The following is a 13,803-nucleotide window of genomic DNA, read 5'->3' as shown; positions in this document are numbered from 1 at the left end:
GGACATTAGAATTCTACATTTACTCCAAAAACAACTGTTCTGGCTTTTGGATAAGTGGTCCAGTCTATACCAATAGAAGGCACACCACCAGAAGAATGATCGGCATTTACTTCCGGATCATAACCGGTGTATTTAGTAATCACAAATAGATTATTTCCAGTCAGGTTAAAACGAAGTTTACTAATCCAGTCTACATTTTTCAGTTTAAGCGTATAGCCCAAAGTGGCATTCGACAAGCGCAGGTAAGACCCATTTTCGATAAACCGACTGCTGTAAGTCAGCGTACCATTAGGATTTTCATTGGTTTTTATGGCCTCATTGGTGGCATTCCATTCTTTCGCGATCAAGGTATTCTGATTGATGATGTTTGCCAGGTTGTTGTATACTTTATTACCGTACACTCCATTTAGCGCCAAACTCAGGTCAAAATTCTTATACACCACACTGGTACTGATTCCATAGTTAAAACGAGGTAATGCCGAGCCCAGGTTTTGTTGAATCTCTACGCCATTCGCATCTGTTTCAAAAATACTGTTCCCTTGATCATCAAAGCCCAGGAATTTTCTACCCCAGAAAGTACCTATAGAAGATCCATTTCTAATGATCTGAGAAGAATATCCGGTGATGCCGGGTCCACTAGGAGATCCTGTAGTAATCTGACTCATTGGTAATCCGGAAACACGGTTTTTGATGGTCGTAAAGTTCAGTCCCATATCCCAGCTCAAACCTTCCTTTTCTACAATTAAACCATTCAAAGAAAGTTCCAATCCTCTGTTTCTGATGCTCATATTCGGCACATTGGTCCATACCTTGGTTGTTGGTGCCGGTGCAATAGAAAATACCTCCAGCAAAACATCTCTGGTTTGTTTGTCGAAATAGTCTATGGTACCATTTATTCTGCCATTCAACACCCCAAAATCCAGTCCCAGGTTAACCTGGCTCGTTTTCTCCCATTTGATGTCAGGATTTGGTGTACGGGTAAGCGTGATTCCCTGTACCACATTTTTGCTGGAACCGTCCAGAATTGCCCCACCGGATGAACCCAAAAGAATCTGAGAAATCTTATTTGGGATCTCCTGATTTCCGGTAATTCCCCATCCTGCACGTAACTTTAAATTACTGAAAACCTGAAGTTTTTTAAAGAAAGCCTCTTCGTTCATTCTCCATGCGGCAGAGGCAGAAGGGAAATATCCATACTTATTGTTGGTCCCAAACTTAGTTGAACCATCCGCTCTCAAGGTGGCAGTAAGGAGATATTTGTCGTTGAAATTATAGTTTAACCTACCGAAAAAAGACTGTAACGCATTCTTAATGATAGAAGAACTAACGGAAGCCTGTTTAGAATTCCCCAGACTCAGGTCATTGATATAATCGAAATCATCAATAACAAATCCCTCCTCGCTTAGTTTATAGGATTGAGCTTTAAATTGTTGGTAAGAATGTCCGGCAAGGGCATTAAACTTATGCTGATCACCAAGATTAAAATCGTAGGTCAGGTAATTTTCCATCAGATTACTATTCTGCTCCACATTACTGATGTCTACTGTTCCTTTATTGCTCAGATAGATCAGGCTATGGTGTTGCGTTACTTTTCTGGAAGCATTGGAATGATCTGTAGCCAGGTTAATTTTATATTTCAAACCTTTGATCAGGTCAAGGGAAGCGGTAATATTTCCCAGAATACGATCGTTTTGATTTTTATCATTGGTAAGGTTGATCATCGCCAACGGATTTCTCACATCTTTACTCATCTGATAATAACTTCCATCAGGGTTGTAGATTGGAAGTGTTGGATTGATTTTCAACGCAGAAAGAATTACATCTCCCTCAAAACCGCCAGTTTCTCCTATAGGCACCCTTTGATCTCTGGTTCTGGCAGCGGTTAAGTTCGCTTCAATCTTTAACCTGTTGTTGATCAAATTTTGAGTAACATTAAACCTGGAAGTTAATTTCTCCAGACCAGTTTTCCTTACAATTCCCTGCTGGTCCAAATAACTGACCGAACCGCGGTAATTGCCATTGTCGTTGCCACCACCATAAGAAAGATTGTGGTTTTGCGCATAGGCATTCCTAAAAATTTCATCCTGCCAATTGGTATTTGCGCCATAATCGCCTTGTGTAATTCCTTTTGAAGCACGGTAGCTTTTAAAAGCCTCCGCATCCATCATATCCAGTTGTTTCGGCAGTGTTGATACCGCACCTGTTGCTGCATAATTAAGAACGCCTTTTCCAGATTTTCCTTTTTTAGTAGTAATGATAATTACCCCATTTGCGCCTCTGGAACCATAGATTGCCGTGGCAGATGCATCTTTGAGGATGTCCATAGAAGCGATATCATCCGGGTTTAGAAAGTTCAACGGATTCTTTGTGGCATTACTGCCCGCTCCTGAAATCGTTGCCCCGGAAGGCTGAACATCCGTAATATCTAAAGGAACACCATCTACCACATACAAAGGATCTTGTCCGGAACGAATAGAGTTTGAGCCCCTCACTCTTACCAGTGCTCCCGCTCCAGGCTCTCCACCGTTGGTGATCACATTTACTCCAGATACACGTCCCTGCATCAGCTCTACAGGATTGGCAACCAGACCTTTGTTAAAGTCTTTGGCCTTTAAAACGGCTACAGCACCAGTCAGGTCCTTTTTACTCACAGAACCATAGCCTACCGATACCACCACCTCATTTAAGCCTGTTGCAGAACTTTCCAACTTCACATTGAGTATTCCTTTTGTCCCCGGACTTAAGGTCTTGCTTTCCATCCCCAAATAAGAAAACACCAGAGAAACAGCGCCTTCAGGCATCATGATCTCATAGCGGCCATTCCCATCAGTAGTTGTTCCTGCATTGAAATCCTTTACCTTCACTGAAACTCCAGGTAGAGTGGTTCCATTGGCATCGGTCACTTGCCCGGTCACTTTTCTTTTTTCTCCCTGATTGATCTCCCTTGCAATTGGAGGATTTGGTTTTAGCACAATCAGGTTATCCTTTTGAAGGTTGTAACTGATGGATTTATCAGGGAACAAAATTCCCATCACTTCCTGTACTGATTTATTTTTCACATGGATATTCACCTTACGGTTGCCGTCCAATTGTTCCCGCTGGTAAAAAAAGCGGTATGGTGTTTTTTGTTCTATTGCTTTTAGTACGTCGGTAATTTTTACCTGATCATAATCCAGGCTGATCGAACCCTTGCTTTGCGCATCGGTTTTAACAGCAATAAGCATCAGGCAAAACGAACAGATCAAAACTAATAGGTAGTTTTTATTTATTTTTTGCATAGTTTTAAATAAAGATTAATTCTAAAATCCTTTTGAGTTGGTCTATGTGCCGGAAGAAGGGTCGAAGCTCTTTCGGCACTTTTTAAGTGGATAGGTTTAGCTGTTACATAGGCCTGTTTTTAGGTAAGCAATCTGTTTTCTTATTTTTCTATCTGGATACTTCCATCTGCCAGCCTCTGGTAATGGAATGGCAATGTCTGGTTAAGGATGTCCAGCACGGTACTTAAGTTTTCATCGCGGATGGTTCCATCGTAATGGTAATTAAACAATTCCTGGTCTTTAACCACAAAACGTACGTTGTACCTGCCTTCCAGCATATCCAGTAAATCTTTGAAATTCTTATTCTCGAAACGGATTTCCTTCTCTTTCCAAAGGGAAGCAATACCTGCCTGTACTCTTGTAACAATGCCCTTTCCTGTGGCAGGATAGAAGACAAATTGTTGCCCTGGCTTTAGCATCACTGGAACTAGTTTTTGTTGTTCATCACGAGGAAGAATCTCTACAGATCCATGCTGTAAGGTGGTGATCAGCTCTTGATCACCAGGGAATGCACGAACATTAAATCTGGTTCCATGAACCTTGATGCTATAACCGGAGGTCTTCACTACAAAAGGGTGTTCTTTATCTTTTTTTACATCAAACCAGGCTTCGCCAGTTAAGAAGACTTCCCTGAGTTCTGTTTTTTCATCCTGATGGTAGCGAACACTGGACTTTGCATTTAGAAATACCTTAGAACCATCCGGTAAAATGGCTTCAGTTACCGCATGCTCCGGTGCTATCAAGGTCAATTCCGTTACAGCTTTCGGATAGAAATATGGGTGTACCACCAAAGCGTAACTAAGGATACCCAGTAAAAAGATGGCAGCTCTGGTGAGGACATACCTCATGAGTTTAATGACCTTTTTCCGTTGTTTCTGTTTCGCTTCTTCTGCGATTTTATGACAAATTTTATCATACAAAGGATCAAAGTCAGGATCGGCTTCCTGTGATTCCGTCTGAAGTTCTAAAAACTGATACAAATCTCGCTTTACCTCGAATTCTAATTCGGGTTCAATGAAGGAACGGCTTATTTTATCCTGGGGATCTTCTCTGTGCATACCCTCCTAATACGGATGGGAAAGCTCAGGTACTCACTCCTATCGGAAAAAAATTAATATAAATAATAGAAAATGAAATAAAGGAGGTATTTGGTGTGAATGTGGAGCTTTAAAAAGGCCAGTGCCCGGTATACCTGATTCTCTACAGTTCTAATAGAAATGTTTAGCTTTTGAGCAATCTCTTCATAACTCAAACCTTCTACCCTGCTCAGGGTAAACACCAATCGTCGTTGATCCGGCATTTGCGAAATCAGGGTATCAATCTGGGATTGAAGTTCTTTAAAATTCAGTGTATTCCAGGTGGTGTCTTCCCGCTCCACCGTTTGCAATGCCGTTAGCTCCGCAGCAAGTTTATCCAGTTTGCGTTTTCTCAACTGATCATAGATCAGATTCACCGCAATCTTGAAAATGTAGGCTTTGATATTCCTGCTTTCGTCGAGCGACTCAAATTGGTTCCAAACCTTCATAAAAACATCTTGCACCAATTCTTCAGAATCATGAACAGACTTTAGGTAAGACATCCCGAAATGATAAATTTTAGGCGCATACAGTTTAAACTGCTCCTTAAAAGCGATATCCTTACGCTCAGTGCTCTTCTCTTTGGCAGCAAGTGATCCCGTCTTTAGCCCTGTATTCAATGTGATTTGGTTATGGAGGGAAAGATACGGAAGTAGATGAATATACCAAGAACATAGGGCTTGTTTTTTATATCTTAACTAAGCGTCCCATTAAGTCCCCCTGAACTTTAGGAAGAAAACTTCATGGTCTATTAATCATAAACAGCTTTGTCCAGGTAAATGAACAAGGGATTCAAATAAATATAATTCTCTATTTTCTGATTTCTCCCAGGACCATAATCAAATAAATTATTAATTCTTTTGGAGAAATCTGTCATTGTTACCTTGCGTTCATGGAATACTTTTGAATCATAATTGAACATCAAAATTGCAATTGGAAGAATAATTACTGAACGCCCAGATTTGGATACTATAGGACTATAGTCTAATTTCTTTAACGCTTCATAACTTTTAGTAATTACAAAATCCAAAGTATCATTGGGCACTACACGCTCTACGATTAACTTGTTATTGGTTTTGTTTACCTCAATTCTAACTGCAAGACTATAAAAGGCAATAGAGTCTTTCATAAGTTTCATATCAACATCAAAACTTCGTGCGATGTCGTTAACTAAACGTAATCTTGAATTCTCTTGAGCAAACAAAATCTGCGAACTGGAAATGAATAACAAAATTGCCATAAAACAATTTCTGGCAAATCTACTCCATATGGTATCTTTTGGGATTCTGATCATTTATTTTAGGTACAATATTTATTTTAATAGAAGACAAAGTGGGGGTAAATTATCAAATTAGACATTCAAAAAATTAACATGATCAAATTACACAGCCAATCTAAAACTATTTAATTACATATTGAAGTTCCCATGATATTTCAGCTGTAATTTTCATTTCCATCACTCCTGTGGCACTATGCTTTAAGCCGGTTTAAACCTACGCTATTATCCTTGATTTTATCCGTTTTAAAACAAAGAATAAAGGGATCAGTAACAAAACAAGCCACCATCCCGAAATTGGAAATCGTTCTTTTATTTTTTCTTTTTGATTTCGTTCCACCGAGCGCTCATTTATTGCTTTTATGGCAATAGTTTCAGCTTGTTTTTGCAATTGTACCTTCTCTTCCCGCATTTGTTGTCCAGACTTTAAAGTTCCAGTAATCATTACCCGATCTGCCATTCCAGAAAAACCAGTCAAAGGAGAGAAACTAAACTCCCCCTTCGGCCAGATCACAACCGTTGAGGAGGAGTTTAAAGAATCATCTCTTACAGACAAGGACCAGCCCAAACTTTGATTCATGGATTTCAATTGAGCAGTCCTAACCGACTTTTCTTCAGCCTTCATCGCAGACCTCAACGTACTGGTACTCGTTTTCTGGAATAAACTGCAAGCAGAAAAGCAATGCGCGATGCAAAACAGTGTAAAAACCTCGCGCTTCATGACCTTTTATCCTCTTTAATCCAATTCGCAAATCTTGATATCGTACGCTTATGTCTTCGTTTTCTGTATACGCCATCACCTTCCCTGCTCCCTTTCGGATTCGTATTTCCTTCCAGCGTAATGACCCAATCAGAACTAACCTGCGCCACTAAGCCAGCATGAGCGATCCGTTTTAGAGCGGGAAAATAAAGTCCAAATACATCTCCCTGAAGCGGCAACTTTGTTAAGCGCGAGGATGGGAACAAAGAAGGCGTCCAACCTATGCGAGGTTCTGCTAATCCAGCCTTACCATAAACCCAGCTTACAAATGCGCCACACCAGGCATGTCCTTTTCCCAACCGAATCGCATTCAAATAAGCCTCTACCCTAAGTCCGTCGTTATTTCCGGTTGCTTCTCTCACCCCCAACTCTCCTGCTGCAATGGCTACAATCTTTTGTCGGAGCACATTTTCCTCCTTCCTACTGCTGATCATCTTTCTTAGCAGATCGCGATCAGGCATCCTACTCCCGCAAAGAGCAAGGATACAAAGCAAGCCCATAATAATCCTAACTGTTGCCATATTTCCATTTTTTTAAACTGTAAAACCATAATGTGTTTTTCCGGAAGGTCTAAGCCTTTCCATAAACCTTTTACCAGCCAGAAGCTCAGTCCTACCATCACTAGAAAGGTGATGATGCTCAACAGCAGCAAAAGCCAGATCCCCGGATCTATATAACCTGCATTTACGTCCATACTCATGATCATCTGCTGACCAATAGGCCACAACAATAGCAGTGCGATGAGTAGTAATCCCATTTTAACACCAGTTCCTAACCTTAGGTCAGGTGTATTTATACTTAAATGTTTCATGTTTTTCTTTTTAGTAATGAGTGATCAATTTGAAAAAAAACACCCACTAACCTTTCGGTTAGCAGGTGTCTGCTGTTTAAGCCTTCAACAGGGTTCCTGCATGCTGAGAGTCAGAAACCTTCTTCCCATCTGCAGTCGTGAAATTCACATAACATTCGAGCTCTTCCCCAGCAAAGCTGTATGGAATAGCTAATTCCCAGGTTAAAGCAGATCTTTTCACCACTTTCGTTAAGCCTGTATTCCGACCTGTAGCAGGACAATGAACCATGAAATTGATAAAATCAGTATCTCCGGCTTCTTTATCATTCACATCTTTCGTCCAGGTAAAGGTCAAATAATATGAATCATCCAACGAATTGATCACTTTCAACTGTTGCGCACCGGGTAAACTTCCACGGCTAAACATGAATTTCGAATAATCGATTTCCCTGTTTGGTGAAGTTCCAGTGATGGCCCTTTCAAAATTGTATTCTACGGCTAATTGCCTGGCTGTTTGTTTTGAATTAAGTCTTCCAAATCCTTGTGAGATTTGCTCCGCCCAATGAACCACAATACTATTGATCTTACCGAACAATTCCTGGTGATTGAGCTGATTTGCTGTTGGCGGTTTATTGGATTTATGTGGTTTAACTGTGATGATGTTTTCACCATTTACATAACGTCCAACGTTATTTCCTACTTTTCCTCTTACGTCCATCCATGGACCTGCAAATAATTTTCCCATTTTTTCTAATACTTAAGTTTTAAAATCTATTAAATCGTAAGTTGCTTGCAAGCCGCTTTTTCCGGGCGCCACAGAAATCGCTTTAAACATTACAATTCAAACGTAGAGATCAATATCTTAAGAACCTAGTGATGAAAACCTTGTGGTTCAGATTGACACACTTTGGGATAATCTGGCTCAAATTGGAAGTCTTGATCCTGCCTGGATTAAATAATTGAAGACTTTAGGTAGTACTTTTTACCGCCAACCATCTTTTCCTTCCAATTACACATCTTCAATTTTCGGTAAAAACTGCTCGGACTAATTCGCAATAACTTCATCACATCCTGGTTATCTAACCAAACTTCATCTTCCAGTTCTGCTGCATGTTTTACATTAAACTCTTCTTTTAATTCAAGAAATCTCTTCAAAATCATTTCGATTCTTAATAAAGTCGTTTTCATAATTACTGGGATTTAAAAGAGACAAATTTGGACATAGCCGTAGCCATACCTTTAAAAAAGGCCTCTATAGTTTAAAATAGGGTGAATTTGGAACGGTAGATGATTTTAATTGCGCATGCCGCGCCTACTTCGGTTTTAGATACTTGTTCATTTGTGTGTGTTTAGGTTAACCTGAATTAAAATTCCTCTTCAGTAAAAATCAATCAGCAATAATCGTCACAAATAAGACACCAAATAAAATTGATAAAATACTTTTATGACAAAAATAAATCAATTTATAACTTTAAAATAAATATAATAATTCATACCGCAATGTTTAGCACTAAAACAAATAAAAATATATTTTATTTCATATAAAAATAATATCGACTCATCTTAATAAAACATCCCATGCTAACACTAGAGTTAACATGGGATGTCATGGTATTAAAAGCAAAAAGAAATTATTGAAAAAACAAGCTAGAGCAAGATCATACCCTGGTAGAAAGGATTTCATTTTTCTCTCGCTCAACGGCAAGTAGAGCCATATAAAGACCTTTATTCTCTTCATAGAGTGCTTTGAGCATATTGGTTGTTTCAATGAATTGATCTAACAGGTTAAACTTACCTACACTAGCATTGGTATTGTTAACAGTACTTGAAGCATTATCATTACTAACATTACTGTTAACGGAACCACTCCCATTATTCACAAAAGTATTGAAGTAATTAATCGCTGCTTCTTCCGTAAAATTTTCCAAAACCTCCACCGGAATCTTTAAAGCTGTTGCCACCAGCTCCAATATTTGTTGTTCTACAATTTCTTTCGCTTCTACCAATGAAACCCGCTTCTGGTTCCACTCGCTCCCCATGATTTCTGCCAATCCTTCCTGTCTCAAACCTAACATTTCTCTAAATCGTTTCACATTTTTACCTTGATGAACCCTTAGTTCATTGTTTTTCGTATTTCTCACAACCCAATTTTTAAATCTACTGTTAAGTTAAATATTAAACTTTAAATAAACAAAAACGAATTAAAATAACTGAACAAACACAAACAATTAACCTATAACTTAAACAGAACTCAAAAAGCATGGTTTAGAAAATCAGGAGGATAGTTATTCGTATGTCCCCCAGGGAATAATTAACAAATCGCTTATTTAAAAATTTAAGACATGAAAACATCACTATTTACCAGCAAGGCAGAATTCGATTTCAGTTATTTAAATCAGGATGAAATTGACAATCCCTTACATTGTATCGGCTATTTTTTCACAAAACAAATATATATCGAAGTGCTTAGAAAAGATATTCAAAATTGGATCAGAACAGCCTGCTCCCTTTCTAACGACCAGTTCGGAGATCCTGATCAGTTTGCGGTAGTCCACCAACACTGCACCAAATTATTGGAAATTGCTTATTTACTACTGCACGATGATACTGTTCTTAGATTAGAGAAGAATGATCCTATTTACCGCATCAACAACGAACGTTTCATATGGCACATGGAGAATAAACAAACCCTGAGCTGTCCGGATCTATATTACAGAAAACTAGTGGGCGATGACATCAATGATGTAAAGCTTTATTTTGAAGATTTATTCGAATTTATGAGTCTGGAACAATGGTACAAAATCCTGGATCAGCTGTTCATTTACTCTAAAGAGGAAGCCAGCTTCACGAAACAAGAGCAATACGGATTCCTGGTGCTGGAAATTCTAGAACACCTGGAAAAAGTATTGGAGGCGATATCTGTAGTATACGAAACTAAGGCACTCCCATATATCAATAAATACTATCATGAATTATTGGATTAGCCAGATATGGAATATCATTTACGCTCAAAGCCATTCTTTCAAATGGCTTTGAGCGTAAATTTAATATAATAAAATTGATATTTACCAGAAAAACATTCTAACTCTATTCCTCAATCTTGACTTTCCAATCTAATTGATCGAGCTCTTCCATCGAATATTCTAATCGCTTATATAGTTTCTTGATGTTTAAAGTATCAATACTGTTATATGCTTTAAGTGTATCAACATTATAAATAAATAGGTTCAACTGGATTCAAAAACAAATTAATTTGCTTATCAAAACTATCACATCCAATATTACAGATAATAACAAGTATAAAAAAGTATTTTATTCTACATTTCATGATTAATTCCCTTTAAGTGGAATAATTATACGCATTCCTTGAGTTCTTTTGCCCTGATATGGTCGCTCATTAGTTGAAATATTGTTGTAACCTTCCTTTACATTCATCAATATTTGAAATTAGATTGTTTGCTGCATATTGATATTGACTAAAATCAGCATATTTTTCCGCAAACCTATCGATAACATTCCACCTCCCAATTACGGGGTCATAGAACCTTGCGTCGTAATCATACTGATTCTTATCTATCAGTCTTTAGAAGATTTCTTCCTTAGGCAGAAAAAAAACTATGGATACAGACATTAAAAAGGAAAATACAAGATTGTTGTTTTACCTTCCTCAGAATATGTATTTTCAAATTGCTGCCAATACCAGAACAGAGTATAATCAATAAACAACTAAAGTCCGGAAAACCGACTTCTCAAATTCTATATTCTTAATATGGCTTTATAGTGTACACCAAGGCTTAACCAACACTTTTGCGATTAGGATTTAGATAATTGAAATCATCAGCATCGAATTTAGTTTCAAGCAGCTCTAAACCAAACCCTTTTTTATACTCCACTTCTATCTTTGTTATCTGTAAAAGCCAATAAAAATGTATGTCCTTATCATTATCCCAATGCATAATCTCCAAATTTGGCCCATCTTCAAGCGATACGCTTGGCCCGAAATCACCGATATATACAATCAATACCCCCTTATCTTTTGCCTTAGCAATAAGACTAAAATAAAAAGCAATATCGAACCAATAAAATAAAGAATAATACCCCAACCTCTGTTGATTTTTTGCTTCTTTGTCTCTTTTGAATACTCTGCAAAAATCAAATCATGAAGACCTAATCGCTTTAGGCGATGCTTGAATAATGTAAATAATGGCACAATAAGTACTAAAGGCCAAAACCATCTTACCCCACTTCCTACTGGATAGTTTAATCTAACATTTAGTCCCACAGAAAAAATTAATGTTGCCAAAGCTAAAACATTAAAATATGCAAAAACAAACATAATAGTGAATGTCCTGAAGAGCGGAATTGAACTCCCCTCAAAAAAATAACTAAATACTCTAAAGTAATAATATTTAAAAAAATGTATCATGATCTCATTTTGTTGTAATGCTATAGTTTACTTCTTCCCCCTAACATAGACAAGATCTATGGGGTTATAGCCCGTGGCATCTGCTACTCCATAGGCTAAACCTAATCCTATAGTCCAAGGATTACTTTTTTTATGCAAGTTGTCCTACCGAAACTCTACTTTTGGCAGTCTGATTAACAGGGAGCAGGTCATATAAGTCTAAAGTATTTAAGTCAGTTTATTTCACGTACCCGTTTATACCCTCGATATCTGAAAAAACGAGCATAACCTTTTTATTCATTTTCATCCTCATTATTTCTAACTTTTTCAGGATCATAATGAATACCTTTCCTTTTATGGTCCAGAACTTCCCTCTCTTCTCGCAATGCAAGACGTATTTGTAATGAAATTTTATTTGGTTCAACTTTTCTTAGTCGAATTAGGTATTGAATAAAATCACTTTTTTTTACAGAATCTTTAAAAGATGCAATGACTATTGATTTCCAGGGGAACTGACTTTTTTGTTCTAGTACATTTTCTTTAAAAAATTTACGTTCCGTCCCTGCTGGTATTTTAAAAATGTGATTTGGCATTAATCCAATCGTATCTGGCTCTTTATCATCAGACACACCTTTACCCAGTAAAGGTTCCTGAAAAGAATAAAAATAAACCGATTGACCTGAGTCTATCAAAAAAGTATGTCTTCCATATTTTGAAATTGGCGGTGCAACGAGTATACCATTCTTTGGTTTTAAGGATGCCTTATAAAGGCTATCCTCTTTACTAATAATATAAACATCATTTCTATTGATACAGCCTAATTCTGCAAATACAACAACTAATAGTAATTTATAAAGTAAATATTTATTTTGAAATTTCATGTTATTTATGATTGGAAACATCTTCATTATACGATTTAATAAATTTGGTTATACCCTTTACGGCGTCTAATTGCAACATAAAATTTCTAAAAGCGTTGGAATTTCCAGTTGAAAGCTTTTTATGGTCTCCTCTCTCAACATCACGCATTAGATCCAGCTTTGTCTAGTATTCCTTCGTACCAGGCCTTATCATACCATCATTAAGAGCTTGTCTAAAATCTCTTAACCTATTTTGATCAGAAAAGGAATGAACAAACGCTTCATTTGTTAGCATTTTAATTGATTCATCAGTATTTTGACCGATTTTTAGCCAAATCTATTCTACAATTAAAGCTCTTGCATCATACTTGCTTGTTATCTTTTCCTCCATACCCATCTAACCCCAGTTCGACATTATCTGGTTTAGCCGTAAGTGTTCGACCTACTACTTCCATATTCCCGATAAGACCAAGATCTTGTTTGTACTACTAATCGAAAGATGATCATTAGCGAACGCGCCATACTTTTTACTTAAAAAGACATGATTTTTATCTCCCATTGTTATCATTATTGACTGTCACTATTTATTAAATTTAATAATGATTAAATGCGATAAATACATACTAATTAAAGCATTAAACGAAATTAATAAGGCGAACAATTTTGAGTTCATTAAACTATAAAAAGATATTGCAAAAAAAACAAAAATCAATATAATAGAATACAAAGTTCGATTCACTTTTTGAAAATATAAAACGAACAATAATAATAAGCTCAAAATTATATACAAATAGAATAGATACCTAGAAGCAATCCCCAATCCAATATCCATCTTAATAAATCCAGTTGACATTAATATTCTTATGATCAAATCATAAAATCCAGTATAAAGGATAACTTGCAAAAGTGGTTGTCTAAGTGATCTTAAAAGGAGTTCAATTTCTTTTCTATAATCCATTTTTCTTCGCTTCTTCTTTAGTGATTAGTTTAGTAAAATGTCTCTGACTCGCACCAAATAAAGCTCCTCCGGATACAAAATAATTATCATAATTCTTTACTTTGGGTAACAGAATCCTAAAACGGGCCATTGACCTGTAAGGTTTTTTAAGGACTAGACAAATTACTAGTAATCCTTTTTTATTTTTTCTGCTGTCAATATACTATCCATAGTATTTTTGGAAACCGCAATAACAGTGTGACCTATTTGATAGCTGTAGCTCACCGAATCACCGTGAATTTTATTACCATACTTGTAATTAATTTCAATTAAACGTTGTTTTCCTTCTCCTGGAGGAAGTTCATATACATCAAGTTCGCCA

At 37.0% G+C, this 13,803-nt stretch carries 15 protein-coding genes; 1 reads left to right on the top strand and 14 read right to left on the bottom strand.

What is annotated here, in order from left to right:
- Window positions 1-5: 5 nt before the first annotated feature.
- The 10 genes from R2Q94_RS07620 to R2Q94_RS07575 form a co-directional block, all read right to left on the bottom strand.
- A complete protein-coding gene (locus R2Q94_RS07620) occupies window positions 6-3,278 on the bottom strand; it encodes a TonB-dependent receptor (RefSeq protein WP_316820853.1) in 3,273 nt (1,090 codons plus the stop codon).
- Between the two features lie 140 nt (window positions 3,279-3,418).
- Window positions 3,419-4,375, bottom strand: a complete 957-nt coding sequence (locus R2Q94_RS07615) for a FecR family protein (RefSeq protein ID WP_316820852.1) — start codon at window positions 4,373-4,375, stop codon at window positions 3,419-3,421.
- A 53-nt stretch (window positions 4,376-4,428) separates the two neighbouring features.
- Window positions 4,429-5,013, bottom strand: a complete 585-nt coding sequence (locus tag R2Q94_RS07610; protein ID WP_316820851.1) for an RNA polymerase sigma-70 factor — start codon at window positions 5,011-5,013, stop codon at window positions 4,429-4,431.
- Window positions 5,014-5,144: 131 nt separating this feature from the next.
- Window positions 5,145-5,687, bottom strand: coding sequence for a hypothetical protein (locus tag R2Q94_RS07605; RefSeq protein ID WP_316820850.1), 543 nt, complete (start codon window positions 5,685-5,687; stop codon window positions 5,145-5,147).
- A 199-nt stretch (window positions 5,688-5,886) separates the two neighbouring features.
- Entirely contained in the window at window positions 5,887-6,390 is a 504-nt protein-coding gene (locus tag R2Q94_RS07600) for a hypothetical protein (RefSeq protein WP_316820849.1), read from the bottom strand.
- Window positions 6,387-6,950 (bottom strand): peptidoglycan-binding protein, encoded by a 564-nt coding sequence (locus tag R2Q94_RS07595; RefSeq protein ID WP_316820848.1) that lies wholly within the window; start codon window positions 6,948-6,950, stop codon window positions 6,387-6,389. The genes R2Q94_RS07600 and R2Q94_RS07595 overlap by 4 nt, the downstream gene beginning before the upstream one ends.
- A complete protein-coding gene (locus R2Q94_RS07590) occupies window positions 6,869-7,240 on the bottom strand; it encodes a hypothetical protein (protein WP_316820847.1) in 372 nt (123 codons plus the stop codon). Before R2Q94_RS07590 ends, R2Q94_RS07595 begins: the two co-directional genes overlap by 82 nt.
- A gap of 76 nt (window positions 7,241-7,316) precedes the next feature.
- Window positions 7,317-7,964 (bottom strand): DUF6266 family protein, encoded by a 648-nt coding sequence (locus R2Q94_RS07585; protein ID WP_316820846.1) that lies wholly within the window; start codon window positions 7,962-7,964, stop codon window positions 7,317-7,319.
- Between the two features lie 206 nt (window positions 7,965-8,170).
- Window positions 8,171-8,407 (bottom strand): hypothetical protein, encoded by a 237-nt coding sequence (locus tag R2Q94_RS07580; RefSeq protein WP_316820845.1) that lies wholly within the window; start codon window positions 8,405-8,407, stop codon window positions 8,171-8,173.
- Window positions 8,408-8,877: 470 nt separating this feature from the next.
- Complete coding sequence (locus tag R2Q94_RS07575; protein ID WP_316820844.1) at window positions 8,878-9,360, bottom strand: helix-turn-helix transcriptional regulator; 483 nt, start codon at window positions 9,358-9,360, stop codon at window positions 8,878-8,880.
- A gap of 201 nt (window positions 9,361-9,561) precedes the next feature.
- On the opposite strand from R2Q94_RS07575, the gene R2Q94_RS07570 reads away from it, so the two are divergent.
- A complete protein-coding gene (locus R2Q94_RS07570; RefSeq protein ID WP_316820843.1) occupies window positions 9,562-10,203 on the top strand; it encodes a hypothetical protein in 642 nt (213 codons plus the stop codon).
- A gap of 413 nt (window positions 10,204-10,616) precedes the next feature.
- Here R2Q94_RS07570 and R2Q94_RS22210 read toward each other — a convergent pair whose 3' ends face one another.
- The 4 genes from R2Q94_RS22210 to R2Q94_RS07550 all read right to left on the bottom strand — a co-directional run bounded on the left by R2Q94_RS22210 (window position 10,617) and on the right by R2Q94_RS07550 (window position 13,572).
- Window positions 10,617-10,730: a hypothetical protein gene (locus tag R2Q94_RS22210; RefSeq protein ID WP_410478535.1), complete on the bottom strand. Its 114-nt coding sequence runs from the start codon at window positions 10,728-10,730 to the stop codon at window positions 10,617-10,619.
- A gap of 283 nt (window positions 10,731-11,013) precedes the next feature.
- Window positions 11,014-11,322, bottom strand: coding sequence for a suppressor of fused domain protein (locus R2Q94_RS07560; protein WP_316820842.1), 309 nt, complete (start codon window positions 11,320-11,322; stop codon window positions 11,014-11,016).
- Between the two features lie 595 nt (window positions 11,323-11,917).
- Window positions 11,918-12,505 carry a hypothetical protein gene (locus R2Q94_RS07555; protein WP_316820841.1) on the bottom strand — a complete coding sequence of 196 codons (588 nt, stop codon included), beginning with the start codon at window positions 12,503-12,505 and terminating at the stop codon, window positions 11,918-11,920.
- A 926-nt stretch (window positions 12,506-13,431) separates the two neighbouring features.
- On the bottom strand, window positions 13,432-13,572 hold the full coding sequence (locus R2Q94_RS07550; RefSeq protein ID WP_316820840.1) for a hypothetical protein: 141 nt from the start codon (window positions 13,570-13,572) through the stop codon (window positions 13,432-13,434).
- Window positions 13,573-13,803: the final 231 nt, after the last annotated feature.

The organism is Pedobacter gandavensis, assembly GCF_032678465.1.
Lineage (GTDB): Bacteria > Bacteroidota > Bacteroidia > Sphingobacteriales > Sphingobacteriaceae > Pedobacter > Pedobacter gandavensis_B.
This window is presented reverse-complemented; position numbering and strand designations above follow the sequence as displayed.

Coding starts and splice junctions, on each gene's coding strand:
- R2Q94_RS07590 (WP_316820847.1), bottom strand. CDS start 7,240: ATGAAACATTTAAGTATAAATACACCTGACCTAAGGTTAGGAACTGGT.
- R2Q94_RS07595 (WP_316820848.1), bottom strand. CDS start 6,950: ATGGCAACAGTTAGGATTATTATGGGCTTGCTTTGTATCCTTGCTCTT.
- R2Q94_RS07580 (WP_316820845.1), bottom strand. CDS start 8,407: ATGAAAACGACTTTATTAAGAATCGAAATGATTTTGAAGAGATTTCTT.
- R2Q94_RS07585 (WP_316820846.1), bottom strand. CDS start 7,964: ATGGGAAAATTATTTGCAGGTCCATGGATGGACGTAAGAGGAAAAGTA.
- R2Q94_RS07600 (WP_316820849.1), bottom strand. CDS start 6,390: ATGAAGCGCGAGGTTTTTACACTGTTTTGCATCGCGCATTGCTTTTCT.
- R2Q94_RS07555 (WP_316820841.1), bottom strand. CDS start 12,505: ATGAAATTTCAAAATAAATATTTACTTTATAAATTACTATTAGTTGTT.
- R2Q94_RS07570 (WP_316820843.1), top strand. CDS start 9,562: ATGAAAACATCACTATTTACCAGCAAGGCAGAATTCGATTTCAGTTAT.
- R2Q94_RS07605 (WP_316820850.1), bottom strand. CDS start 5,687: ATGATCAGAATCCCAAAAGATACCATATGGAGTAGATTTGCCAGAAAT.
- R2Q94_RS07615 (WP_316820852.1), bottom strand. CDS start 4,375: ATGCACAGAGAAGATCCCCAGGATAAAATAAGCCGTTCCTTCATTGAA.
- R2Q94_RS07550 (WP_316820840.1), bottom strand. CDS start 13,572: ATGGCCCGTTTTAGGATTCTGTTACCCAAAGTAAAGAATTATGATAAT.
- R2Q94_RS07620 (WP_316820853.1), bottom strand. CDS start 3,278: ATGCAAAAAATAAATAAAAACTACCTATTAGTTTTGATCTGTTCGTTT.